The following is a 25,038-nucleotide window of genomic DNA, read 5'->3' as shown; positions in this document are numbered from 1 at the left end:
TTTTCAAGGATTTATTTCATGCTTTCCTATCAGCATGCCTATCACGCCGGCAACTTCGCCGACGTACACAAGCATTCGATCCTTTTTGCCGTTGTCGACCTTCTTTTACGTAAAGATTCTGCCATTACGTATATCGATACCCATGCTGGCCGGGGCCTGTACCCCCTGGCATCCCATGAGACGCTGAAGCTGCAGGAGTATCGCCAGGGGATCGAGCCTCTCTGGCGAGCCAGGAAGACGCTCGCAGCGGAGCCGCTGCTCCATGCCTGGCTGTCGATACTGGGTGACGTTCAGGAGGCTTCCGATACCCTGGATCATTACCCCGGCTCGCCGTGGTGGCTGGCCCGACGGTTGCGTACACAGGACAGGCAGGTGATGTTCGAACTGCACCCGGGCGAGCATGACCACTTGGCGAATCAGGCGCTGCCGAAGAATGCGCAGCGAATCCATGGCGATGGACTGAAGGGGCTGATACGGCAACTGCCGCCATCGACCCCCCGGCTTTGCGCGCTGATCGACCCCAGCTACGAGCGCAAGGCCGAATACCTCGAGGTAGCAGACACCCTGCTGGAAGCCATGCGAAAGACCCGTCATGGTGTGATGCTGGTTTGGTACCCGCTGTTGCCGGCTGGCAGGCACCAGGTGCTGTTGGATGAACTGCGAGAGGGTGGCCTGCGCAAGATCTGGCGCAGCGAGCTGTCGCTACGCGAACCCGCCGTTGACGAGCGGGGAATGTACGGCAGCGGCATGCTGGTCATCAACCCGCCATGGGGGCTCGACGAGCGGCTGGCGACGGCCATGGCCTCGGTTGTACCCCTGCTGGGCTCGGCAAGTCGCCACCAGGCCGACTGGTGGGTGGAGGAGTGATTCAGCCAGACCCGGATGGATTCCACCTGCCGCGCCCTCGATCCGGTATCATGCGGCCGAAGTAGAGCAGGCCGAAGAGCAGCCAGGCAAAGGCCGTCGTCGCCGAAAAAGGGTGCCACCAGGCGAATGGCCTTGACGATGCGCCAGTAGTGCTCTTCGTGGTGGTTCCTCAGCCGCAGCAGGAAAGCCGCCAGGTCTGGTCCAAGGTTTGGGGCTGGCTTCGTGGTTATCGAAAAACAGCACGTTGTCCGGTACCACTACCGCCGCTTTGCCAGCATGGCACGGATGTGCTGCACGAAGTTGAGCTGCTTGTTGGAGGTCGTGGCCCAGAAATCCTGACGGTTGTAGGTCAGGTCATCGCTTGCCTGCTCGCCTTCGTCGTTAGTGAAACTCATGGCGCTTTTCTTGCCGAACGGTGGGTTGGCAAGCACGTAGTCCACCGTATCGGATGGCGGTGCCACCAAGGCATCATTGGGTGATACCGCACCCTCGCCGTCGATCTCGCCGACCACCAGGTACAGGGCGATCATCAGCCGGCCGATACGGCCATTGCCGTCGAGAAAGGGGTGAATGGTTTCAAACTGGTAGTGGCTGATGGCAACGCGGATCAGCTCCGGCACATTGATCCGTTCGTTATGCTAGAACAGCTCCAGATCGCCCATCAGTTTCGAACTTCATGGGCGGTCCTTACCGTTTGACCGGGCAAGCCATCGCTTGCCTTGCCCGGTTAAACGGTATTTTTGCAAACGGCTGCGCGGCTTGTCGGGGATGGTCGTTTCAACGTAACCGTCATCCAGCGCCGGGCGCAGGTAGGCTTCGCGGAAGTGATCTTCATGCTTCAACCCCAGTGCGGCCTGGATATCCGTACGCTTCATCTCGCCCTGCATCACGCTCATCAGCCTCTGGACTTCCCCGGTGACTTCCCCGGTGACCGCTTCGGCAAATCCCTCGTGGATTGGTAGGCGAACCAGGAAATAGCTGTGATCGTCATCGGTTTCGAATATCGGTGCCGGAGAGCCGTTGCGCCGCATCACCCGCAGAATCTTGGGCACGCCCGTGGAGCGGCCCTCGGTCAGATCCAGCTCCTTCAGAAACTCGCCAATGCGGCGGTTACGGTAGCGACGGCTGACGGCTGACGGCTGACGGCGCGGCCCGCCTGCAAGTCCTGCACCTCATAGGTTGCCGTCAGCGGGTGATAGGGCGGCTGAAGGGCCGAGTTGCCCAGGTTCAGCAGCTCCTTCTGGATGGCATCGATCTGCTTTGGCAACAGCCCCACTGGCGGCTCTTTCGCAGAAAGTTGGGGCTGACCATTGCGTTCCTCCACACCCACCACCACATAGCCGCCGCCCAGATTGTGAAAGTCGTTGGCGAAGGCACAGATGCTGTGCAGGATGGATTCCGGGTTCCAGCCCGCCTTGTACTCGATACGCTCGCTTTCCACCGTGCGTTGGTGGAGTAGGGAATCGAGGTTGATGGGGAGCTTGGGGGTCATAGCTATGAAAGGACCCTATGAAAGCGAGTGGATTTTGCTTTTATTCATAGATAACACCTTACCCAAAAACGGCTGTTGGTGGGGATCCGACACGGCAACACGCCGACTCTCGGCGGCAGTGGGTCCGGCGGGGTGAACCTGTCCTGTGTCCGCCGCAGCCAGGCCAGTTCCTCCTCCCACTGGCGGCGTTCGGCGGCTTCGCGTTCGAACAGTGCCCGGGTTTTTTCCAGCACCAGTGTGAAAGGCCGGCCGCTGCGCCGGGTTTCATGCCGCATGGGTAGTTCGTGGCGATCGATGAACTGGTGGATGACCTGGCGCTTGGCTTGGGCCAGTGGCCACTCCAGACGCTGCTGCGACGGCGATTCGAGGAAGCGCGTCAGGGGATCGCCCAGTTCGCCGTCCAGCGCGGCCGGTAGCGGGATCGACCAGTCGTCTCGGGCACGCTCGGGTTGCGCCAATCGCGCGTCGAGCAGTTCCCGGCAGTGCGCATGAACGGCCGCCAGGCCAAGATCGGTCAGGTCCGTCAAGCCTTCAGCGGCGGCGCGAAGCACGCCAAGCGGCACCTGCCAGGGCAATGTGGCGGACAGCAGGGTGTCGATGACGGATTGTTGCAGGTCCGGGCGGCGGGCATCGCGGCTGGCGCGGATCAGTGCCAGCAGGTCTGTACGGCATCGGCCAGGCTGGCGATCTCCCGATCTGGCACGTCGGTTGCCGGTGCGCCGCCGTGTGCGATCAGGTTGTAGGTCAGTACCGCCCTGTAGCCCTGTTTCACCGGGCGAACTTCGTGGTGGCAATCGGCATAGAACGCCAGTAGTCCGAGCCGGCTGGCCGAACCGCGTGCTCGCAGCGTCTGGCCCTGGTGAGAGACCACGAATTCGCCGCCGGTGAACTTCGATGGCAGCTTTTACCAATTCGGCCCGGTGAGGGGAGAGATCGATCATCGGAGGCAGAACCAGAGGGTCGATTTCAGTTGGCGCGGAATCGACGAAAACGACCAACCACTACCAATGGGGCAGTCTCAGGCCAGGCCAGGCCGGCCGACGCCGATGCACAGGACAGGGCATTTCTCCAATGGCGAAAGAACCGCTACACGGCTGGAAACCTGAATTGCGCCGGGCATTGATGAAGGTTCGGCCTGAGTATTTTTCCTGGCCGCAGGAGCAGCAGGAACACTATGGCGTTGCGATTCCCGCCGATGACCGGAAGCGACTGGACATCGCGCTGATGCAGGAGCTGTTCGGACACACGAAGGAGGCAGCGGAACAGGATGAAAGGCTCTCCTTTGAAGAACTGAACCTCTGGAACGAAACCGTCTTGCCGTTGACAGGCATCGGCGAGGATCACTTTTTCCTCAACGAACATTTTCGTGAAGGCGACTCCCTCCTCCATTATCAAACGCTCCGCGAATACGATGAGAGCGAGTACCGCTGGCAGGAGGAGCATCGCCAGAAGGAGCAAGCCGACTACGTCGCCAAACCGTATCGCGGCTACCTGTATCTGGGCTGGGCGCGATTGTTCGTCGACGGGAGATTCACCTATGCCACCCTGTCCATGGCGGCGGGCTATCTGAATTCGGTCATCGAAGAGCATGGCGCAGACTTGCTCAAACAGCGGATTCCGCACCAATACGTTCCCGGACCACATCACGGCGAACGAGTCGGCGACAACACACGGTGGGACATGCGCATCAGTGCGGATGGGCAGGAAGGCGTGCTGGAGGAACTGCGCGAGCGCTTGTGGACACATACGCAAACCCGCCACGAGGCACTGCACGAAAGCTGGGATGCATGCGGCTTGAACGGTGTCTACCTCCTCGATGAATCCCACGACGGCGAGCCCAACCTGCACCTGGTTTTCACCGACAAGGAAGCGCTGTCTCGCGTGCGCTTCCATACCTTCATGCGCGACTGCCGTGCAATGTGCAGGGACGCCAGCGAACTGCATCGGGCGATCGATGAAGAAAAAGCGACGCTTGCCGACTTCATCGAAGATCAGCACGCGGAGGTTCTGCGCAATCATGACCCCAAGGTGCGGCGCTTGCGCAAACGCAACAAGGTGATGATTGCCAAAGGCGCGTTCGACGACCTATGAACAGATTGCTGCCATCCGATTGCGAATCAACTCCGCAGCGGTATGGCCATGGATGGCGTAATGCAGTTTGTTCTGGTAGCCGACGGAAATGATGGTGTCGAGGTTGTAGAAGTCCACCGCCCGGGACACCTCTCGCTGGCTCTCCTTCTTCTACCATGTGGCCCAAAGTGCTGCGGTTATTCTATGAATCCAGGATCGAAAGAGAGCGGACATCACCAAGGTCACTTCCCGATGCAGAAACTCCCGAATATCTCCCCCAGCAGGTCGTCGGCGCTGAACTCGCCGGTGATCTCGCCAAGGGCCTGCTGGGCATCGCGCAGGTCTTCTGCCAGGAGTTCACCCGCCCCGTAGCCAGTTAGCTGCGTTTCCCCATTGGCGAGTGCTTGCCTGGCCCGGTCCAGCGCGTCGAGATGTCGCCGTCGGGCGGAAAAACGGCCTTCCGTCGTGGTGGCATAGCCCATGATCTCCTTGAGATGGGCCTTCAAGTTATCCACACCCTGACCGGTCCTGGCGGAAAGTCGCACGACGGGAGTGGCGGTGGATAAGTCAAGGCCGGGCTGTTCATGGCTGGTGTCGATCTTGTTGCGCACCAGGGTGAGCCGCGATGGGTCGGGCAACCGCTCGACGAATTCGGGCCAGATGGCCATGGGCTCCGTGGCGTCGGTGGTGGTGGCGTCGACCAGCAGCAGCACGCGGTCGGCCTTTTCGATCTCGCTCCAGGCTCGCTGCACGCCGATCCGCTCCACGGCGTCGGGGGTATCCCGAAGACCGGCGGTGTCGATGACGTGCAATGGCATGCCATCGATGTGGATATGCTCGCGAAGCACGTCGCGCGTGGTGCCTTCGATCTCGGTGACGATGGCGGTCTCCCGCTCCGTGAGGGCGTTGAGCAGGCTTGATTTGCCGGCATTGGGGCGTCCGGCGATCACGACGTTCATCCCTTCCCGCATCAGCGCGCCCTGGCCGGCTGCGGCACGCACCTCGGCCAGTTCCGCCATCACTCCGGCCAGCATTTCGGCGACCCTGCCGTCGGCGAGGAAATCGATTTCCTCCTCCGGAAAGTCGATGGCCGCCTCCACATAGATACGAAGCTCGATCAACCGCTGCACCAGTGCCGCTACCCGGCGCGAGAACTCCCCCTGAAGCGATCGCAGGGCATTCTCGGCGGCCGTTCGAGAGCTGGCCTCGATCAGGTCGGCGATGGCCTCGGCCTGCGCCAGGTCCAGTTTGTCGTTGAGGAAGGCGCGCTCGGAAAACTCTCCCGGTCGGGCCAGGCGCGCTCCCAGCTGAACACAGCGTTCCAGCAGCAGGTCCATGATGACCGGCCCGCCATGACCTTGCAGTTCCAGGACGTCCTCGCCGGTGAAGGAGTGAGGGCCGGGGAAGAAGAGGGCGATGCCTTCATCGAGTGCGCTGTGTTCGCCCTGGAAGGGGCCGTAGTGGGCATGGCGGGCTGGGGGGCATCGCCCCACCACCTCATGGGCAATCGTTGCGCTGGCGGGTCCGGAGACCCGAATGATGCCCACGCCTCCGCGTCCTGGCGACGTTGCCAAGGCAGCGATGGTGTCCTGGTCATAGAGGGTCTTGCCCATCTTGTGCTCCTCTTGGCCTGTCGTGGCCTGGCTCGAGTGCCATTCTCCGTTTCGGGGCCCATAAACGCCAGACCCCTGCCTGGGCAGGGGTCTGGTTGCGACGGGATGAAGGCGCTGGTTACTTGGTCTTCATTCCCTTTCCGACGCTGGGATCGTTTTCGATCCTGCGCGTGATCACGTATTGCTGTGCGATCGAGATGAGGTTGTTGACCACCCAGTAGATGACCAGGCCGGCCGGGAACCACAGGAAGAAGAACGTGAAGACGATCGGCAGCATCTTCATGATTTTCGCCTGCATGGGGTCCGGCGGTGTCGGGTTGAGCAACTGCTGGACGAACATGGAGGCGCCCATCAGAATCGGCAGAATGAAGAACGGATCCCTCATCGACAGATCCTGGATCCAGAACATGAACGGCGCGTGGCGCAGTTCCACCGACTCGAGCAACATCCAGTACAGTGCGATGAAGACCGGCATCTGCACCAGGATCGGCAGGCAGCCACCCAGAGGATTGATCTTCTCCTTCTGGTAGAACTTCATCATCTCCTGGGACATCTTCTGGCGGTCGTCGCCGTACTGCTCCTTGAGCCGCTGCATTTCCGGGCCCAGCTTGCGCATGCGGGCCATGGACTTGTAGGCCTTGGCGGAGAGTGGCCACATGGCCAGCTTGACCAGGACGGTCAGGAACACGATCGACCAGCCCCAGTTACCGATCAGGCTGTGGATCTGGTCCAGCAGCCAGAACAGGGGGTTGGCAATGAACCACAGCCAGCCGAAATCGACGGTCAGGCGCAGGTTGGGTGCCACTTCCTCCAGGTAGCTCTGAACCTTGGGCCCCATGTAGAGGGTCGCGCCCAGGCGGGCTTCGCTCTCGGCAGCCACGGTGCTCACCGGGCCGGCAAACGCTGCCACGTTGCGGTTGCGGGAATCGGTAGTGCCATACTGCAGGTTCTGCTGGTTCTGGGCCGGTACCCAGGCAGAGACGAAGTAGTGCTGGAGGATGGCCACCCAGCCGCCCTGGACGTCACGGTTGTTGAAACGTCCGCGCTGGATGTCGTCGAAATCGACCTTCTCGTAGCGGTTATCCGGTGAGGAATAGGCCGCGCCAAGATAGGAGCTCATGCCCAATGCGACGCCGCTGGAGGGATCGGGGCTGTTGTCCCGCGCCAACTGCCCAATGAAGCGGGCGGTCACCGGCTCCTCGGTGTTGTTGGCCAGGTAATAGTTGACCTCTACCGCGTAGCTGCCTCGCTCGAAGGCGAAGCGCTTGACCACATCGATGCCATTGACCTCGGCGGTGAGGTCGACTTCGAGGCGATTGTCGTTATCGCTCATGCGATAACTGGTGCTCTCCGGAGTGAAGCCGATACGACCCTGGTGTCCGTCGAGCTGAAGGCCCGATCGGGCCACATAGCTGCGGGTCTCGCTATCGGACAGCAGCACATAGGGACGATCGGAATCCAGTGTCATGCGGTGCTGTGGCAGCGCGGCATAGACGATGTCACCACCCTGCGGGTCGATGCGCACGTCCAGTACGTCAGTAACGACGGCGATCAGGTCACGTGTACCGGTCGGGCGCTCGGGCTCGCCGGGCATGTCACCCGTCGTGGCGTCCTCGGCCCGCGGAGCGGCGGGGACAGCCAGGTCGTCATCATCGGGGGCCGCCGTTTCCTCGCCGGGAGCGGGCGCCGTGAAGGTGGGTGCTTCCGGCTCAGGAGCAACCTGGCCGTAGTCCTGGTTCCACTGAATGACCAGCAAATAGGCCAGCACTGCCAGTGGAATCAGCAATAGGAGTCGTTTTACGTCCATGAGGGTTCTGCCCGGTGGGTAGTGAACATGCCGTTAACGGTATGCGCTGCCAGAGTGATATATGCGAAAGCCTGCCCAAGGCAGGCTATCGTGGCGGCGACAGGCATCGCATCCGGTCAGGATGCCATCGACTTGCGTACGTCTTTTTCCAGGCGACGCCACATGCCAAGAAGCTGACGATGCAGTGTCGCGTTGTCCAGCTCGTTTGCGCCCCGCCGGGCCAATACTACGATATCGACGGCGGGCAGCTGATGCTGCTGAAGACGGATGGATTCGCGAGTAAGCCGTTTCAGGCGATTGCGATCGACGGCTCTACGGACGTTTCTCTTGCTGAAGACCAGGCCGAGGCGGGGGTGGCCTAGCCCGTTGGGGCATGCCAGGGCCAACAGCCCCTTGCCATGTACCTTGAATGCAGCGCGATCAAAGACGCATCGATAGTCCCCGGCAGTCAGCAAGCGCAGCTGCGGGGGAAACTCATGACCGGACACGCGCAATCCGCGATCAGGCGCTCAGACGCTTGCGGCCCTTGGCGCGACGACGTGCCAGTACGGCACGACCATTCTTGGTGGCCATGCGAGCACGGAAGCCGTGCACACGCTTGCGCTTGAGAACGCTGGGTTGAAAGGTGCGTTTCATAACTCTTGATTCCCACGTGGTGTGTTTGGACGGAACGTCTTCCAGATAACGCCCAGGCACCTGATGGTGCCCGGGGAGATTCGGTTCAAGACCGGAAATTGTAGTGACTTCGGCAGCCCGACGCAATTCTTCCTGGCATCCATTTTTGCCGGGTGTGAGGTAAGCTGCCTTTCATTACCAAAAGGTATCCTGATACTGCTGTTATCAATACTGGGGACGCAATTTGTTGATAAGTATTAAATTCATAGCTTTATCAGAATGTTGCATTGCGACATCATCTGTGGAAAAGCCTTTCGGATCCAGTGTCTGAACTGTGTTCATCCTGTGAAGAAATGTCGGCTTTATCCAGGCCTCAGCCCCGGTCCCATGCTGATCCCACGGGTATCCTCCTGTTTCGATGCCACTTTTCCACAGGCTGGCGGAGCATCTCGTGCGTGTGGATAACCCTGCGGGTGAAGGATACAATGGCCGGTCATGCATCAACCGGATGGTGAGGTCGAGTGTCGCTTGCTCTATGGCAACAGTGTTTGGATTACCTGCAGGACGAACTGAACGCCCAGCAGTTCAATACCTGGATCCGTCCGTTACAGGCGGAGGAGGGGGAGTCCAACGAGCTGCGTCTCCTGGCGCCCAACCGTTTCGTGCGAGATTGGGTGGGAGACAAGTATGCCAAGCGAATCAATGAGCTTCTGCGGGACCTGGCGCCCGCCAAGCCCCCCAGGGTCATATTGACCGTCGGTAGTCGGCGAACGGCAACGGCACCCAAGCCCCGGGACCTGGGAGCACCTGTCTCGGCCAGCCCCCGTTCACCGCTTGGCCCTGCGGTTCACACCCCACCCAGAGGTGATATTGGCGACGAACGGGAAATCGATCGGCTTCGTGATGAGGGCGGCTCGACGCGTCGTGGTGGAGGGGAGCGTGCAGTGCAGGTCGAAGGCAGTCTCAAGCACAATAGCGGCCTCAATCCCAATTTCACCTTCGAAACCTTCGTCGAGGGCAAGTCGAACCAGCTGGCCAGAGCGGCGTCACGGCAGGTGTCCGAGAACCCCGGCGGCGCCTACAATCCCCTGTTTCTCTACGGCGGCGTCGGCCTGGGCAAGACTCACCTGATGCATGCCGTCGGTAATGCTCTCGCCACGCGGCGAGAAAACGCCACGGTCGTCTATCTGCATTCCGAGCGTTTCGTTGCCGACATGGTCAAGGCACTGCAGCTCAATGCCATCAATGATTTCAAGCGATTCTATCGCAGTGTCGATGCGCTGCTCATCGATGACATCCAGTTCTTTGCCGGCAAGGAGCGTTCTCAGGAAGAGTTCTTTCACACCTTCAACGCACTCCTTGAGGGTGGCCAGCAGATGATCCTCACTTCCGATCGCTATCCCAAGGAGATCAGTGGTGTCGAGGAGCGCCTCAAGTCGCGCTTTGGCTGGGGTCTCACCGTGGCCATCGAGCCACCGGAACTTGAAACCCGCGTCGCTATTCTGATGAAAAAGGCCGACCAGGCAAAGGTGGACCTGCCGCATGATGCAGCCTTCTTTATCGCCCAGAAGATCCGCTCCAACGTTCGCGAGCTGGAAGGTGCATTGAAAAAGGTAATTGCCGACTCCCATTTCATGGGCAAGCCGATTACCCAGGATTTCATCCGCGAGTCCCTCAAGGACCTGTTGGCGCTTCAGGACAAGCAGGTCGGGGTCGATAACATTCAGCGGACCGTTGCCGAGTACTACAAGATCAAGCTGTCCGACCTGTTGTCTAAGCGGCGCTCGCGCTCGGTAGCTCGGCCTCGGCAGGTTGCCATGGCCTTGGCGAAGGAACTGACGAACCATAGCTTGCCGGAAATCGGCGATGCCTTTGGGGGGCGTGACCACACTACGGTGCTGCATGCCTGCCGCAAGGTTAAGGCATTAAAGGAAGAGAACGCGGATATCCGCGAGGATTACAAGAACCTGCTGAGGCTGTTGACCAGCTAAGATGTACGGTTTGCCGGCGATAAGATGCCAACGCCCTACACCCTTCTTCAGGACTAGACGTGGAGCTGACATGAGATTTTCCATTTCCCGCGAAGCCCTACTTCGCCCACTGGCACTGGTTGCCGGTGTGGTAGAGCGCCGCCAGACCCTGCCGGTATTGTCCAACGTGCTGATCCAGGTCGACCACGAGCAGGTGGCACTCACCGGTACCGACCTGGAAGTCGAGCTGATCGGGCGCACCGCGGCTTCGTTGGTTGAGGAGCCCGGGGCCGTAACCGTTCCGGCCCGAAAGCTCATGGACATCTGCAAGTCCCTGCCGGACCAGGCTGAACTTCAATTCAGCCTGGAGGATGGCCGGGCCGTCCTGCGCAGTGGACGCTCCCGCTTCACGCTGTCGACCTTACCCGTCGCCGAATTCCCGAATATCGAGGACACCCAGGGTGATGTCGAATTGAGCCTGCCGCGTGGCACGCTCAAGCATCTTATCGATGCGACTTCCTTCGCCATGGCCCAGCAGGATGTACGCTATTACCTCAATGGCATGCTGTTGGAGCTGCGGTCCAATCTCGTGCGAACCGTCGCTACCGACGGCCACCGCCTGGCAGTCTGCTCTCGTCCTGTCGAAATGCAGGTCGAACCGGCCCGCAAGCTGATCGTTCCACGCAAGGGCGTACTGGAACTGGTCAAGCTGCTCGATGACAGTGATGAGCCTGTCACGCTCACGCTCAGCAGCAGCCATGTTCGTGCCCATACCGGCGACTTCACCTTCACGTCCAAGCTCGTGGATGGCAAGTTCCCCGATTACGAGCGCGTGGTGCCCCGGGGCGGGGACAAGGTATTCATTGCCGAGCGTGCCGAACTTCGCCAAGTGCTGTCGCGCACGTCGATTCTGTCCAATGAGAAGTACCGTGGCGTTCGTCTGCATCTCAAGGAGGGTAACCTTCAGGTGATGGCCAACAATCCGGAGCAGGAAGAAGCCGAGGAGTATGTGTCTGTCGAATACGGTGGTGATGCGCTCGAGATTGGCTTCAACGTTGGTTATCTCATCGATGTGCTGAACGTGCTGGATGAAGACAGGGTTCAGATGACCTTCGTGGATTCCAGCAGCAGTGCTCTGCTGGAAGAGCCGGGTGGTGGCGATGCGCTTTATGTTGTCATGCCGATGCGGCTTTGAGCGTTTCGTGAGAACCGTCTCGTGCCATGGTGGGGTTTCCAAGCTACCCGGGAAGGGTGAGTGCAACTTGGTCAATTCTAAAAAATGTCCATAAAGCACTTATCTTTCAATGGGTTGAGGAATCTCGCCGCGATCGATTTCGCGCCTGGACCAGGCATCAATCTCATCATAGGTGCTAACGGGAGTGGCAAGACCAGTTTGCTGGAAGGAATCCATATCCTCGGAATGGGGCGCTCCTTTCGCACACGACAGCTCAAGAATGCCATCGCTCACAATGCGCAGGCCATGACGCTTTTCGCTCGACTCGAGGGTGATCCAGCGCTTCCGGTTGGGGTCCGGCGCGCCAGAGACGCGCAGGAGCTTGAGATGCGCATGAGTGGTGAACGAATTGGAAGGTTGTCACAGTTGATCGAGGCCATGCCGCTACAGTTGGTCAACCCCGATGCGTTCCGTCTTCTCGAGGGCCCCCCTACTGGACGCAGGGAGTTTCTCGACTGGGGTGTGTTTCACGTGAAACATGAGTTTTTCGATGCGTGGCGGCGTGCCAGGCGTGCCCTCAAACATCGGAATGCGTTGCTCAGGCATGGTAGAATGGATGTCAACTCTCTGTCGGCCTGGGAGCTGGAACTGGCTCATTGGGGTGAGCGGATCGATACCCTGCGCAGTGACTGGATAGCGGCATTCTTGCCGGTATTCGATGAAACGCTAGCCAGCCTGCTGGCCCTTCCGGATTTGACCTTGCGCTATACCCGGGGGTGGGACAGGCAGCGCTCCCTACGGGAGGTTCTGGAGCAAGGGCGCAGGTCGGATCAGCAGATGGGATTTACTCAACAAGGCCCTCAGCGTGCCGACCTGCGTATTCGTCTGGGCCGGCATCCGGCGGTTGAAGTGCTCTCGAGAGGCCAGCAGAAACTGGTCGTGAGTGCCCTCAAGTTGGCGCAAGGAAGGCTGCTGGAACAAATGACCGGTCAGACCTGCCTCTACCTGGTCGATGATCTACCGGCCGAACTCGATTCCCAGCATCGCCGTGTTTTCTGTCGGCTGCTGGAGTCGATGCGTTGCCAGGCGTTCATCACAAGTGTCGAACACGATGCCCTGACAGGGCCATGGCAGTCCCAGACGTCGCTTTCGATGTTTCACGTGAAACATCGTAGTGACGGAGCGGGACAGCTGGTCCCACAGGGACAGATAGACTTCATGACGGAGTAGTCAATGAGCGAGCAGGCTTACGACTCAACGAGCATCAAGGTTCTGAAAGGCCTGGATGCCGTGCGCAAGCGGCCTGGCATGTATATCGGTGATACCGATGACGGCACAGGCCTTCACCACATGGTGTTCGAGCTGGTGGACAACTCCATCGATGAAGCCTTGGCCGGACACTGCAGCGAAATTCGCGTGGTGATTCACCCCGACGAATCAGTCACGGTCAGCGACAACGGCCGCGGCGTTCCCACTGATATACACGAAGGTGAGGGCGTATCGGCTGCCGAAGTCATCATGACGGTATTGCATGCCGGCGGAAAGTTTGATGACAATTCATACAAGGTGTCCGGCGGGTTGCATGGCGTCGGCGTTTCCGTTGTCAATGCGCTGTCGGAGGAACTGAAGCTCACCATCTGGCGGGCCGGTCAGGTGCATGAGCAGATCTATCAGCATGGCGTTCCCCAGGCCCCGCTCGCGATAGTGGGAAAGACGGAGAAGACCGGCACCCGAGTCCACTTCAAGCCATCATCGAATACCTTCCACAATATCGAGTTTCACTACGATATTCTGGCAAAACGGTTACGTGAACTCTCGTTTCTCAATTCTGGCGTTGCGATTCGCCTGATTGACGAGCGCTCTGGCAAGGAAGAGCTGTTTCACTACGAGGGCGGGCTGAAAGCTTTCGTCGATCACCTCAACACCAACAAGACCGTGCTTAACCCGGTCTTCCACTTCAACGCCGTGCGTGACGACGGGGTTGAAGTGGAAGTCGCCATGCAGTGGAGCGACTCCTTCACTGAAAATATCTTCTGCTATACCAATAACATCCCTCAGCGGGATGGTGGTACCCACCTGGCTGGCTTCCGCGCGGCGCTGACGCGTACCATGAATAATTATATCGAAGCAGAAGGCCTGCTGAAGAAATCCAAGGTCAATACGGCCGGGGATGATGCTCGTGAAGGCTTGACGGCCATCATTTCCGTCAAGGTGCCCGATCCCAAGTTCTCATCCCAGACCAAGGAGAAACTGGTTTCTTCCGAGGTGAAGACGGCGGTGGAACAGGAAATGGGCCGGCTCTTTGCCGACTATCTGATCGAGAAGCCCAACGAAGCGAAAGCCATCGTCAACAAGATGCTGGATGCAGCACGAGCACGTGAAGCGGCGCGCAAGGCACGGGACATGACTCGCCGCAAAGGCGCGCTTGATATTGCCGGCCTGCCGGGCAAACTGGCTGACTGCCAGGAGAAGGACCCGAGCCTCTCCGAGCTGTTCCTGGTAGAGGGCGACTCGGCAGGCGGAAGCGCCAAGCAGGGGCGAGCTCGTCGCACTCAGGCCATTCTGCCGCTGAAAGGCAAGATCCTGAACGTCGAGAAGGCACGCTTCGACAAGATGCTGTCATCAGCCGAAGTCGGTACCTTGATCACGGCTCTGGGCTGCGGCATTGGCAGGGAGGAGTTCAACCCTGACAAGTTACGCTATCACTCCATTATCATCATGACCGATGCCGATGTGGACGGCTCGCATATCCGCACCCTGCTATTGACGTTCTTTTTCCGTCAGATGGGTCAACTGATCGAGCGCGGCCACGTTTTCATTGCCCAGCCGCCTCTCTACAAGATCAAGCGGGGCAAGCAGGAAACCTACCTGAAGGATGAGCAGGCGCTGACTGATTACCTGACCAGTACCGCAATGGATGGGGCGCGTCTCCACGTCAACGCTGATGCCCCGGCCATTACGGGCGGTCAGCTCGAATCGCTGGTCAAGCAGTACCGCGATGTCATGAAACGAATCGATCGTCTTTCTCGCGTCTACCCCAATGCAGTGCTGAGAAAAGTCGTTCACGCCGCGACACTGGAAGGTGAGGTCAGCCTGAAGGATCGCGTTACCATGCAGAACTGGATTGCCTATCTGCAAGATGAAATGGACGCGCTTGTCGCTTACGAAGGTGGGCCGCGCTATACCTTCCGTCTTGAAGAAGATACCGAGCGTGAACTTTTCCTGCCTGCCGTCACCCTGACCGCTCATGGCGTGAGCACGGACTATGTGTGGGGAATCGATTTCTTCACCAGTGCCGACTACCGTGCCATGGCGGCTCTGGGTGAAACCCTTGATGGGCTGCTGGAAGAGGGCGCCTATATCGCTCGCGGCGAGCGGAAGAAGGCGGTGGAAACGTTCTACCAGGCCCTCGAGTGGTTGATGGCGGAGGCACAGCGCGGCTTGGCAGTGCAGCGCTATAAGGGGCTGGGCGAGATGAACCCCGACCAGCTCTGGGAAACCACGATGGACCCCGATACGCGCCGCTTGCTGCGTGTCACTATCGAGGATGCCGTTGCAGCCGACATGATGTTCAACACTCTCATGGGGGATGAGGTCGAGCCGCGGCGGGCTTTCATCGAACACAATGCACTGGTTGCGAATCTCGACGTATAATCTTTTGGTAAAAGTGAGTGTTTCACGTGGAACACTCTGGTCGGTGAACGGATTGATTTCTAACTCACTGACTTTCTTGAGAAAGGGCCGGCTTATGCCGGCCTTTTTCAATAGTGTGGCCTACACAGTGCACCACCAGGGAAAGAAGGGTGGGGCTCGTCAGGGGTTGGCCTCCTGATCCAGCAGCCAATCCACGAAGGCCGCCAGATCATCAACGATCAGTGTATTCTCGAGACCTGTGCCCGCAAGCTCCGTGCGCTTTCCCTTTCCTGACCTGACGAGGGCGGATTGGCAACCCACTGCCTTTCCCGCCTGAAGGTCGCGCAGGCTATCACCGACCATCCAGCTTCCAGCCAGGCTTTCCAACCGAAGCTCGGTACGGATCTGTTCAAGTAGACCGGGTTTCGGCTTGCGACAATCGCAACCATCCTCCGGCCCGTGAGGGCAATAGACGATAAGCGCGATGTGCCCTCCAGCCTGCGTGACAAGGCGGTCAAGTTCATCATGCATGGCATCTAGCGTGGTGACGTCGAAGTAGCCACGGGCAATGCCCGACTGGTTTGTGGCAATGGCCACCGTCCATCCCGCCTGTGACAGGCGGGCAATGGCATCGATGGCGGCGGGGTAGGGGATCCACTCATCCAGGGATTTGATGTACTGGTCCGAATCGCGATTGATCACGCCGTCACGATCGAGAATGACGAGCTTGGGTGAGCTTGGCATAAGGGCGCCGCTATGTATGAGTGAATGGTGACAGGCGATGTTTCACGTGGAACATCATTCTAGCACTCAGGTTCTGCCCGATGTTTCACGTGGAACATTGCTGCGGTGGAGGTCGTCGGACAGGGTATAAAAAAACCGGCGACTTTGTCGCCGGTCTCTCATATTCATGTCGAGCCATAGCCCGTTACTGCTGCAGTAATGCAATATCGGCGACTTCAAGGAACAACTGCTGAAGCCTTGCCAGCAGCGCCAGGCGATTGTCTCGTATCGTCTCGTCCTCAGCCATTACCATGACCTGATCGAAGAAGGCGTCGACTGGCTCGCGGAGACTCGCCAAGGCGTCCAGGGCCTCGTGGTAGCGCCCGTCGGCAAACAGTGGCATGACGGCTTCATGCTGGGCTTCTAGGGCCGCGTAGAGAGCTTCCTCGGCTGATTCCTGGAACAGGCCGGGATCGACGACTGCCCGGGCATCGCCCCCCTGCTGCTTGGCCAGGATATTGGAGACACGCTTGTTGGCGGCGGCCAGGGCAGCAGCTTCTTCACGCTGAGCAAAGGCATGAACCGCGCGCAGGCGACGGGCGAAGTCGAGCGGACGCGTGACGGGGCGAGCGCGTACCGCGAGATAGACTTCCGCTTCGATACCCTCTTCATTGGTCCAGGCCCGAAAACGATCGAGCATGTAGCCCAACACGTCGCCTGCCAGATTCTCGGCGTAGGGCAATTCCTGATGCTGGGCGCAAGCCAGTTCCAGCAATTCGCGCAGGTCCAGGTCCAGCTCGCCCTTGACCATGATGTTCAGCACGCCGATCGCCGAGCGGCGGAGCGCGAAAGGGTCCTTGGTACCGCTGGGGCGCGCCCCAATGCCAAAGATGCCGGTCAGGGTGTCGAGCCGGTCTGCCAGCGCCAGTGCCAGGCCGGTGCGTGTCGTCGGAATGGCATCAGAGGCGAAGCGGGGCAGGTATTGCTCCTCCAGTGCCTGAGCCACATCTTCCGGTTCGCCGTCCTGACTCGCGTAGTAGCGCCCCATGATGCCCTGTAGCTCGGGGAACTCCAGTACCATCTCGGTAACCAGGTCGCACTTGGCGAGTTCGGCGGCACGTCTCGCATGGGCGACATCGCCTCCGATACGCCCAGCGATGAAGGCCGCCACGGCGGCCGTGCGGTGGGCCTTGTCGGCCAGGGTTCCCAACTGCTTCTGGAACAGAACGCTGGCCAGTCCATCGATGCGGCTGGCCAGGGGCAGCTTGCGGTCGGTGTCGTAGAAGAAGGACGCATCGGCCAGGCGCGGCCGGATGACCTTCTCGTTGCCTTCGATGACCTGCTGGGGGTCCTGGCTGTCGATATTGGCGATGGTGATGAAGAGAGGCTTGAGCGTGCCGGCATCGTCCAGCAGGTGGAAATATTTCTGGTTGGCCTTCATCGAGGAGATCAGGCATTCGGCGGGCACTTCCAGGAACCGTTCATCGAAGCTGCCGGTCAAGGCGACCGGCCACTCGACCAGGCCGCTGACCTCGGTCAACAGCTCTTCGTCGATGACGGCTGTCGCTCCCTGGACCTCGGCTTCGGCCAGTACCTGTTCGCGGATGCTTTCACGGCGGCGATGGCGGTCGGCCAATACCCAGGCGCCTTCCAGAGCCGAAAGGTAATCGTCGGCACGAGCCAGCTCGATGGGCTCTGGCGCGTGGAAACGGTGGCCACGAGTCGTACGGCCGGCCGTCAGGCCAAGGACTGATGCCTCGACCACGTCCGCGCCATACAGCATGACCAGCCAATGTACCGGCCGAGAGAATTCGATACGGGATGAACCCCAGCGCATGTTCTTGGGGACGGGCAGGCCGGCGACCGCCTTCTCGACGATGGCGGGAAGCAGGCGGGTGGTCGCCTCTCCGCGCTGCAGTTCGCGGTAGCCGAGCCAGGTGCCCTTTTCGGTTTCAATATGTATCAGGTCGGAGACCGCAACGCCGCAGGAGCGAGCAAAGCCTTCGGCGGCCTTCGTTGGCTGGCCATCCTTGTAGGCGGCCGCCAGCGCTGGCCCGCGGCGCTCGACCTCGCGGTCGGGCTGCTTGTCGACGAGTTCCTGACACTGTACCGCCAGACGCCTAGGGCTGGCGTAGGCATGCACCTCGCCAAAGCTGACCTCGGCCTCGGCCAGGCCGCGACGGATGTTCTCGGCAAGGGCATCGGACAGGGTGTCGATGGCACTCGGCGGCAATTCCTCGACGCCCAGCTCAATCAGTAGGGTGTTGGCAGCCATGCTCATGCATCTCCCTGTTCGGCAAGTGGCTCTTGGGCCAAGAGTTCATGGCGCAGGGTATCGGGGGCCATGGGGAAGCCGGCGGCCCTGCGCGAATCGTAATAGGCGTGGGCCACGTTCCGGGCCATGGTGCGCACGCGCAGGATATAGCGCTGACGCTCGGTGACCGAGATGGCGTGGCGGGCGTCAAGCAGGTTGAAGGTATGGGATGCCTTGAGCACCTGTTCGTAGGCCGGTAAAGGAAGGCCGGCTTCGAGCAGCTTGGCGCATTCCCTTTCCTGATGATCGAAGGCGGCAAACAGTGCCGGCACATCGGCATGCTCGAAGTTGTAGGCGGATTGCTCACGCTCGTTCTGCAGGTAGACGTCACCGTAGGTAACGGTGGACCCGTCCGGAGCGACGGTCCAGATCAGGTCATAGACGCTGTCGACATTCTGCAGGTACATGGCGATACGCTCGAGGCCATAGGTCAATTCTCCGGTGACCGGATAGCATTCGATGCCACCTGCCTGCTGGAAATAGGTGAACTGGGTCACCTCCATGCCATTGAGCCAGATTTCCCAGCCCAGCCCCCAGGCTCCGAGGGTGGGCGACTCCCAGTTGTCCTCGACGAAGCGGATGTCATGGATCAGCGGGTCGATACCGAGGCGTTCCAGGGAGCCCAGGAACAGGTCCTGCAGGTCGGCGGGGGAGGGCTTCATGACGACCTGGAACTGGTAGTAGTGCTGAAGACGGTTGGGGTTCTCGCCGTAGCGGCCGTCGGTAGGGCGGCGCGAGGGCTGGACATAAGCGGCGTTCCAGGACTCGGGGCCAATGGAGCGCAGGAAAGTAGCCGGATGAAACGTGCCGGCACCGACTTCCATGTCCAGTGGCTGAAGCACTACGCAGCCCTTTTCGGCCCAGTACTGCTGCAGGGCCAGGATCAGACCCTGGAAGGTTGTCGCGTCTGGCGTCGACCGGGTTGTCGAGAGAGTCATTGGAAAGCACCGTTGGCCATGAATTCACAAGGCGTCAAGTATACAATTACAGGCACATCGGTTATAGGCGCAGTCCATTGCGCCTCAGTGAGGATTCCATGATCGTAGTCACAGGCGGTGCCGGCTTCATTGGCTCGAATCTCGTCAAGGCTCTCAATGCGCGCGGACGAGATGACGTACTGGTGGTCGATGACCTGCGTGATGGTACCAAGTTCGTCAATCTGGCTGATTGCACCCTCGGCGATTATCTCGACAAGGATGATTTTCGGACTCGGGTGGAAACGATACTACGTGGTGGGCCTTCCACGCTGCCGCCCATCGAGGCGATATTTCATGAAGGCGCCTGCTCGGATACCACCGAGTGGGATGGCCGCTTCATGCTCGACAATAACTTCGAATACTCGAAAGTCCTGCTGGACTTCTGCCAGCAGCAGGACATCCCGTTCCTCTATGCCTCCTCGGCGGCTACTTACGGAGGAAGCCAGATCTTCCGCGAGGAACCCGAATTCGAGAAGCCGCTCAATGTCTACGGCTATTCCAAACTGCTCTTCGACCAGTACGTGCGAGCGCGCTGGAATGAACTGACCAGCCAGGTGGTGGGCTTTCGTTACTTCAACGTCTATGGCCCACGGGAGCAGCACAAGGGCAAGATGGCGAGTGTGGCCTATCATCACCACACCCAAGTGAGCGCAGGGCAGGACCTCAAGCTGTTTGGCGCCTGGGATGGCTATGAAGCGGGCATGCAGAGTCGTGACTTCGTCTACGTGGGCGACGTGGTGGACGTCAACCTCTGGTTCCTGGACAACCCCGACAGGTCCGGCATCTTCAACCTGGGGTCGGGGCGTGCCGAACCGTTCAAGGCGATCGGTGAAGCGGTCATCGATTTTCATGGCAAGGGCCGCATCGAATACATCGACTTCCCCGATGAGCTCAAGGGGCGTTACCAGAGCTATACCCGGGCCGATATCTCCCGCTTGCGCAAAGCTGGCTATGATCGTGAATTCCGCACCGTGGCAGAGGGGGTTCGCGACTACCTGCAACGGCTGAGCGGAGCGGCTGAATGAGCGATGTGACCACACCGGGTGAACGTATCCTGGTGGTCGGGCCCTCCTGGGTGGGCGACATGGTAATGGCGCAGAGCCTGCTGAAGTCACTGAGACAGCAACAGCCGGACTGCACCATTGGCGTGATGGCGCCAGGCTGGTCGCAGCCGATACTGGAGCGTATGGAGGAGGTCGCCGAGGTCTTTGCGCTGGACGTGGGCCATGGTGAGTTTGGTTGGCGAACCCGGCGGGAGCTGGCGAAGCGGCTCTCGGGGCGCTTCGACCGGGCCATCGTACTCCCACGGTCGTGGAAATCGGCGCTGGTGCCCTACCTTGCCCGCATACCGCGTCGCACGGGGTATACCGGTGAGCAGCGCTACGGGCTGCTCAATGATCGCCGTTCGCTGGACAAGGAGGTGCTGGACCAGACCGTCAAGCGCTTCGTGGCGCTGGGGCTGCCCCCGGGGGAGGCCGATCTCGGCGAATTGACCGTTCCTCGCCCACGGCTGCGGGTCGACGAGGTTAACCTGGCTGAGCAGCGACGCCTGCATGGCCTTTCGTCTCGGCCGGCGATCGGAATGATGCCGGGCGCGGAATACGGCCCGGCCAAGCAATGGCCGCTGGGACACTTTCGTGAGCTGGCCGAGCGGCTGGTGGCGGAAGGCTTCGAGGTCCGGGTGTTGGGTGGTCCCAAGGATGTGCCAGCCGGGGAGATCATTGTCGAAGGGATGGAGGGTGTACATAACCTTTGTGGCAAGACACGCCTGGCCGATGCGGTGGATCTGCTGGCCGATTGCCAGCAGGTCATTACCAACGATTCGGGTTTGATGCATGTGGCGGCAGCCGTGGGTACCCGCATCCAGGCGCTGTATGGGTCGTCGTCTCCGGTCTATACGCCACCACTGACGGACAATGCTGAAATCCACACCCTTGCTCTTGCCTGTTCACCCTGCTTCGAGCGAGTCTGCCCCCTGGGGCACACGAACTGCCTGGTTCAGCTGACACCGCAGCGCCTGCTGCAAGCCGTGTTGGCTTCGCAACCGGATGTCATTGCCCGGGGGTGAGACCCTCGTCCCTCGATGCGTCGGGCCGCTCCATGATGGCGTCCTTCGGCGTTTCCAGTACCTGTTCCTGAGGTTCCGCCTGGCTTTCCTGTTGCTGCGGGGTGAGCCCTTCCCAAAGGCGCTGTTGAAGGGCGGTCTCCTCTCGCATCCGGGCGTTGATGACATCCTCGCCGTGCTCTTCGGCCAAGGTGGGCTCCCCGGAAAGCAGCGAGACACCGAGGCCTGCCCGGTGCCAGTCGATGGTAAAGCCTAGTGCTTCCAGTATGGTTGGAAAGACGTCGATCATGGCGGCTTTGCGACTGATCCGGCCGACGGGTATGTCAGGACCAAGTAGTATGAAGGTATTGTCGCGCTCCCCATGGATCAGTTCCTCCCAGGCCGAGACCCGCATGGTCAGGTGGTCACTGGCAAGAACCACCAGGGTATTGTCCAGTAGCCCCTCACGCTCCAGGCGCTCTACGAGCCGTCTTGCCAGCCAGGCCGAGCATTCCACCGAGAAGAGGATGTCCTGGCCGTCGAACTCTCCCTGCCGGTCGAGACAGGCCTGTGCGGGATAGCCCCCCGGGGCATGGCCGGTGATGCTCAGGTTGACGACTCCCCAGGGGCCATCGGCCTCTGCGTCCAGGCGACGAATCTCCTCAACGGTGAAATCGTAGAGGGAATCGTCATAGAGCCCCCAGTTGTTGAGGTACTCGGGGTCGTCCAGCCGCGGCTGAAGGTCTTCGCGGCCCAGGATCGTGTCGAAACCGTGGTCCTTGTAGAAGAGCCCCTTGCCGGCAAAGGCGGTGCTGGCGCCCCCCAGGTAGGAGAGACGGTAGCCATGCTCCGAGAGAAGATCCCCCAGGCAGTCGATGCCGGGAACGACCCTTTCCAGTGGCGAGAACTGGCGGTCGTGGAGCAGGCCGGCCGGCATCAATGGCGTGCCGCACTGGCTGGCGATCATGCCGGCCATCGTCCACCCGGTATTGTCCAGCTGCCGCACCCCCTCGAAGACCAGCCCACGCTCGCCGATGGCATCGAGATCGGCGTAGGCATCGCCGAATCGCTCCCGGTCGGCATAGGTGCGCTCGATACTTTCCAGGTAAAGAAAAAGCAGGTTTGGCGGGTCCACGGGAGTATCGAGAATCATGGGTTCGACGTACTGTCGTTCCAGCCAGGCTCCATCGTCTGTCACGATGGCGGCACCGCGCTGGGTAACGCCGTAAAGCAACGGATTGCTTGCCAGCAGCACCAGGGCGAGGAACGGATCGATGCGGCGCCAGAGAGAGTCGTGTCCGGTCAGCCAGATGAACGAAACGAACAGGGCCGCCATGGAAAACGTGTAGAAAAGGGCGGCGCCCACGCGGCTGACTCCGCCATGATCGGTCATACCAGCCTGCAGATGGAAGAAGACGGCGCTCAGGTCGACGATGCCGAAGCTCTCCGACAGGTAGATATACAGCCCCCACAGCGCAATGGGCACCAGGGACCAGGACCATACCCGGAAGGAGCGGGGCGACGCTGGATGGCGAGGCGCGCCCCAGCCCAGCCATGCTGCCAGGCCAAGCCAGGCGGCCGTCACCACCGGCAACCCCCAGAGAGGCAGCCGTGTCAGGGCGGTAACGGCATACCCCAGGCATGAACCGATGATGAGAAGCGACCACCAGCGAGGATGTTTCAGTTCGTGACGCGTGAACGGGATCGGCATGACAGTGAGAACGAGTGGAGGATTCGGTTAACAGCTTATCAAGTCGTGGCCAACTTGGGTTAAAAGTCGTGTCTTGGCGAAACCGGGTGAGGTGGCTTGGTTTGCGACTCTTGGCGGTGCACCAGTAAACTGGCCAGTCGCATCACCTGACAAGGATTCCCGATGAGCCTGGCTGCCGTGTTGATCGTCAAGAATGAGGAGTCGAACCTGCGGGCCTGCCTGGAAACCCTGCAATGGGCCGACGAGATCGTGGTGCTGGACGCCGGTAGCCGGGATGCCACCTGCGATATCGCCAGGGAATTCACCGACAAGGTGGTCGTCAATGCCGACTGGCAAGGGTTCGGCGTGCAGCGTCAGCGAGCCGAGGCACTGGTAGAGAGCGAATGGATCCTGATGATCGACGCCGACGAGCGGGTGACGCCTGAACTGCGGGCCAGCATTGCAGATGCCGTTTCCAGCGAGGAGCCGGCAATCTGTACGTTGCCACGGCTCTCCTGGTGCTTTGGCGACTACATCCGCCACTCGGGCTGGTATCCCGATCGTGTGGCCCGGCTCTACCCCAGGACCCGTGCGGGCTATGATGCGGCTCTGGTACATGAAAAGGTTCAGAATCCGCAGAGTCTGCCCGTGAAGCCGCTGCGGGGTGATCTTCTGCACTTTACCTATCGTGACCTGCGGCACTATCTGGAAAAGTCCGCCCACTATGCCCAGGCCTGGGCCGAACAGCGGGCCGCCCGTGGCAAGCAAGGCAGCCTGTCGGCGGGGTTCGTGCATGGCATCGGCTGTTTCCTGCGCATGTACCTGCTCAAGGCCGGCTTCCTGGACGGACGCCAGGGCCTGTTGCTGGCCGTGCTCTCGTCGCATTCGACCTTTGCCAAGTATGCCGATCTCTGGATCAGGACGCGGACCCCACCAACCCCTGGTGGCTGAGCAACTCCCTGATGGCCGTGGCGGCCGCTTCCAGGTCGATCGCCGACATGTCGGCTTCGTCGGCTCCTTCCGGTGGGCTGAAGGCGAGGCGCCTGGCATCGTCATTACAGGTCCGCCAACGCAGCGGAGTGGCAGAGCGTCGCGATGGATAGAAGCCGGCAGTGGGGCGGTTGAGGCAGCCGGCGATATGCAGCGGGCCGGTCGAACCGGCAACGAGGAGGTCTGCCGCCGCCAGCCCCAGGGCAAAGTCGTCGAGCCCCTGGCGAGGCGGAAGCACGACGGCCTCCAGGCCGTTGGCCGCCAGCCTTGCCTGCAGCCCGTGGGCGGTGGGCTCCTCTTCCGGCCCCGCGGTCAGCACCCAGATGGGACGTGCCTGGGGCTGGTCATCCAACCGCTCGTCAATCATGCAGGCCAGCCTGGCGTACTGCTCCGGCGTCAGATTGACGGCCGAGCCGCCACTTCCGGCGTGCAGGAAAATCCAGGGGCGGGTCGTCGCGATACCCAGCTCATGGCTCATCTGCTCCCTCTGGTGCTCGATCGTGCCAACGGGGAGCGGCCAGTAGGGTGGGGTGGGACGACGGCTGGGCGCCCTGCCCAGGGTCGCCAACAGCGCTTCGGCCAGCTCGAGGTTGTAGAGATACTCGGGCTTGGCAGAGCGTGACCTGCGCTGGGTGATACGATGGTTATAGAATAGCTGCGCCCATTTGGTGGCGGGTGCCAGACGCAGGGGAATGCCGGCACGCCAGCCCAGCCAACCAATGCGCGGCGTCGAGAACAGCGTCAGCATGGCCGTAAAGCGCCCTTTCTTGAGCTGACCCAGGAGTATGCGCTGTGCGCTCCGCCCAGCGGCATCGCCAGGGTCGAGAATGACCTCATCGATCCAGGGGCATTGTCTCGCCAGTGCCGCGGTATAGGCGGGGACAAGCACGCTGACGTGCGATGCGGGTACCGTGGCCTTGAGACAGGCGAGCGCCGGCCAGGCCAGCATGAAATCGCCTAGCTTGTCGTTACGCACGACCAGGATACGCAGTGAGTGAGGCGATTCGCTGGCGTCGACCACAGTGGAATGATGCGTCATCTGGGCTCCCGGGCCCCGGT

At 60.6% G+C, this 25,038-nt stretch carries 24 protein-coding genes; 9 read left to right on the top strand and 15 right to left on the bottom strand.

Annotated elements, in window-relative coordinates:
- Positions 1-18: 18 nt before the first annotated feature.
- On the top strand, positions 19-867 hold the full coding sequence (locus tag C1H69_RS12660; RefSeq protein WP_102653765.1) for a 23S rRNA (adenine(2030)-N(6))-methyltransferase RlmJ: 849 nt from the start codon (positions 19-21) through the stop codon (positions 865-867).
- A gap of 257 nt (positions 868-1,124) precedes the next feature.
- Here the strand turns inward: C1H69_RS12660 and C1H69_RS12655 are convergent, their stop codons facing one another.
- The 5 genes from C1H69_RS12655 to C1H69_RS23580 all read right to left on the bottom strand — a co-directional run bounded on the left by C1H69_RS12655 (position 1,125) and on the right by C1H69_RS23580 (position 3,230).
- Positions 1,125-1,487, bottom strand: a complete 363-nt coding sequence (locus C1H69_RS12655) for a Fic family protein (RefSeq protein ID WP_240609931.1) — start codon at positions 1,485-1,487, stop codon at positions 1,125-1,127.
- A 54-nt stretch (positions 1,488-1,541) separates the two neighbouring features.
- Entirely contained in the window at positions 1,542-1,943 is a 402-nt protein-coding gene (locus C1H69_RS12645; protein WP_240609935.1) for a Fic family protein, read from the bottom strand.
- 11 nt (positions 1,944-1,954) lie between these two features.
- Positions 1,955-2,359 (bottom strand): AlbA family DNA-binding domain-containing protein, encoded by a 405-nt coding sequence (locus C1H69_RS12640; protein ID WP_102653763.1) that lies wholly within the window; start codon positions 2,357-2,359, stop codon positions 1,955-1,957.
- A gap of 44 nt (positions 2,360-2,403) precedes the next feature.
- Positions 2,404-2,910, bottom strand: a complete 507-nt coding sequence (locus C1H69_RS12635; RefSeq protein ID WP_205738479.1) for a hypothetical protein — start codon at positions 2,908-2,910, stop codon at positions 2,404-2,406.
- A 95-nt stretch (positions 2,911-3,005) separates the two neighbouring features.
- The gene (locus tag C1H69_RS23580; protein WP_165789468.1) at positions 3,006-3,230 is read right to left on the bottom strand and encodes a hypothetical protein; all 225 of its coding nucleotides are present in this window, start codon (positions 3,228-3,230) and stop codon (positions 3,006-3,008) included.
- Positions 3,231-3,430: 200 nt separating this feature from the next.
- Here C1H69_RS23580 and C1H69_RS12630 point away from each other — a divergent pair, with 200 nt between their 5' ends.
- Positions 3,431-4,450, top strand: a complete 1,020-nt coding sequence (locus tag C1H69_RS12630; RefSeq protein WP_133154972.1) for a hypothetical protein — start codon at positions 3,431-3,433, stop codon at positions 4,448-4,450.
- Here C1H69_RS12630 and C1H69_RS23840 read toward each other — a convergent pair.
- The 5 genes from C1H69_RS23840 to rpmH all read right to left on the bottom strand — a co-directional run bounded on the left by C1H69_RS23840 (position 4,445) and on the right by rpmH (position 8,485).
- A complete protein-coding gene (locus tag C1H69_RS23840) occupies positions 4,445-4,579 on the bottom strand; it encodes a virulence RhuM family protein (RefSeq protein WP_205738478.1) in 135 nt (44 codons plus the stop codon). The genes C1H69_RS12630 and C1H69_RS23840 overlap by 6 nt on opposite strands.
- Positions 4,580-4,671: 92 nt before the next feature.
- A complete protein-coding gene (gene mnmE / locus C1H69_RS12625; RefSeq protein WP_102653761.1) occupies positions 4,672-6,042 on the bottom strand; it encodes a tRNA uridine-5-carboxymethylaminomethyl(34) synthesis GTPase MnmE in 1,371 nt (456 codons plus the stop codon).
- A gap of 118 nt (positions 6,043-6,160) precedes the next feature.
- The gene (yidC, locus tag C1H69_RS12620; RefSeq protein WP_102653760.1) at positions 6,161-7,849 is read right to left on the bottom strand and encodes a membrane protein insertase YidC; all 1,689 of its coding nucleotides are present in this window, start codon (positions 7,847-7,849) and stop codon (positions 6,161-6,163) included.
- A gap of 116 nt (positions 7,850-7,965) precedes the next feature.
- Positions 7,966-8,337 (bottom strand): ribonuclease P protein component, encoded by a 372-nt coding sequence (gene rnpA / locus C1H69_RS12615; protein WP_102653759.1) that lies wholly within the window; start codon positions 8,335-8,337, stop codon positions 7,966-7,968.
- Between the two features lie 13 nt (positions 8,338-8,350).
- Positions 8,351-8,485 carry a 50S ribosomal protein L34 gene (gene rpmH / locus C1H69_RS12610; protein WP_010626003.1) on the bottom strand — a complete coding sequence of 45 codons (135 nt, stop codon included), beginning with the start codon at positions 8,483-8,485 and terminating at the stop codon, positions 8,351-8,353.
- Positions 8,486-8,985: 500 nt separating this feature from the next.
- Between rpmH and dnaA the strand changes: the two genes are divergently transcribed.
- From dnaA to gyrB, 4 genes are all read left to right on the top strand, one after another.
- Positions 8,986-10,455 carry a chromosomal replication initiator protein DnaA gene (dnaA, locus tag C1H69_RS12605; RefSeq protein WP_102653758.1) on the top strand — a complete coding sequence of 490 codons (1,470 nt, stop codon included), beginning with the start codon at positions 8,986-8,988 and terminating at the stop codon, positions 10,453-10,455.
- A 70-nt stretch (positions 10,456-10,525) separates the two neighbouring features.
- On the top strand, positions 10,526-11,629 hold the full coding sequence (dnaN, locus tag C1H69_RS12600) for a DNA polymerase III subunit beta (RefSeq protein WP_102653757.1): 1,104 nt from the start codon (positions 10,526-10,528) through the stop codon (positions 11,627-11,629).
- An 84-nt stretch (positions 11,630-11,713) separates the two neighbouring features.
- The gene (gene recF, locus C1H69_RS12595) at positions 11,714-12,838 is read left to right on the top strand and encodes a DNA replication/repair protein RecF (RefSeq protein WP_102653756.1); all 1,125 of its coding nucleotides are present in this window, start codon (positions 11,714-11,716) and stop codon (positions 12,836-12,838) included.
- A 3-nt stretch (positions 12,839-12,841) separates the two neighbouring features.
- Complete coding sequence (gene gyrB / locus C1H69_RS12590; protein ID WP_102653755.1) at positions 12,842-15,262, top strand: DNA topoisomerase (ATP-hydrolyzing) subunit B; 2,421 nt, start codon at positions 12,842-12,844, stop codon at positions 15,260-15,262.
- A 159-nt stretch (positions 15,263-15,421) separates the two neighbouring features.
- Here gyrB and gmhB read toward each other — a convergent pair whose 3' ends face one another.
- From gmhB to glyQ, 3 genes are all read right to left on the bottom strand, one after another.
- On the bottom strand, positions 15,422-15,985 hold the full coding sequence (gmhB, locus tag C1H69_RS12585) for a D-glycero-beta-D-manno-heptose 1,7-bisphosphate 7-phosphatase (RefSeq protein WP_102653754.1): 564 nt from the start codon (positions 15,983-15,985) through the stop codon (positions 15,422-15,424).
- Between the two features lie 184 nt (positions 15,986-16,169).
- Entirely contained in the window at positions 16,170-18,239 is a 2,070-nt protein-coding gene (glyS, locus tag C1H69_RS12580; RefSeq protein ID WP_102653862.1) for a glycine--tRNA ligase subunit beta, read from the bottom strand.
- Between the two features lie 2 nt (positions 18,240-18,241).
- Positions 18,242-19,216, bottom strand: coding sequence for a glycine--tRNA ligase subunit alpha (gene glyQ / locus C1H69_RS12575; protein ID WP_102653753.1), 975 nt, complete (start codon positions 19,214-19,216; stop codon positions 18,242-18,244).
- 98 nt (positions 19,217-19,314) lie between these two features.
- On the opposite strand from glyQ, the gene rfaD reads away from it, so the two are divergent.
- On the top strand, positions 19,315-20,280 hold the full coding sequence (rfaD, locus tag C1H69_RS12570) for an ADP-glyceromanno-heptose 6-epimerase (protein WP_102653752.1): 966 nt from the start codon (positions 19,315-19,317) through the stop codon (positions 20,278-20,280).
- 5 nt (positions 20,281-20,285) lie between these two features.
- Positions 20,286-21,323, top strand: a complete 1,038-nt coding sequence (gene waaF, locus C1H69_RS12565) for a lipopolysaccharide heptosyltransferase II (protein WP_422666901.1) — start codon at positions 20,286-20,288, stop codon at positions 21,321-21,323.
- On the opposite strand, the gene C1H69_RS12560 is transcribed toward waaF, so the two are convergent.
- The gene (locus C1H69_RS12560; protein ID WP_102653750.1) at positions 21,307-23,010 is read right to left on the bottom strand and encodes a sulfatase-like hydrolase/transferase; all 1,704 of its coding nucleotides are present in this window, start codon (positions 23,008-23,010) and stop codon (positions 21,307-21,309) included. The genes waaF and C1H69_RS12560 overlap by 17 nt on opposite strands.
- Before the next feature lie 162 nt (positions 23,011-23,172).
- Between C1H69_RS12560 and C1H69_RS12555 the strand changes: the two genes are divergently transcribed.
- Positions 23,173-23,940 carry a glycosyltransferase family 2 protein gene (locus C1H69_RS12555; protein ID WP_102653749.1) on the top strand — a complete coding sequence of 256 codons (768 nt, stop codon included), beginning with the start codon at positions 23,173-23,175 and terminating at the stop codon, positions 23,938-23,940.
- On the opposite strand, the gene C1H69_RS12550 is transcribed toward C1H69_RS12555, so the two are convergent.
- The gene (locus C1H69_RS12550) at positions 23,906-25,018 is read right to left on the bottom strand and encodes a glycosyltransferase family 9 protein (RefSeq protein WP_102653748.1); all 1,113 of its coding nucleotides are present in this window, start codon (positions 25,016-25,018) and stop codon (positions 23,906-23,908) included. The genes C1H69_RS12555 and C1H69_RS12550 overlap by 35 nt on opposite strands.
- Positions 25,019-25,038 lie beyond the last annotated feature (20 nt).

It is taken from the genome of Billgrantia endophytica (genome assembly GCF_002879615.1).
Taxonomy (GTDB): Bacteria; Pseudomonadota; Gammaproteobacteria; order Pseudomonadales; family Halomonadaceae; genus Halomonas; species Halomonas endophytica.
This window is presented reverse-complemented; position numbering and strand designations above follow the sequence as displayed.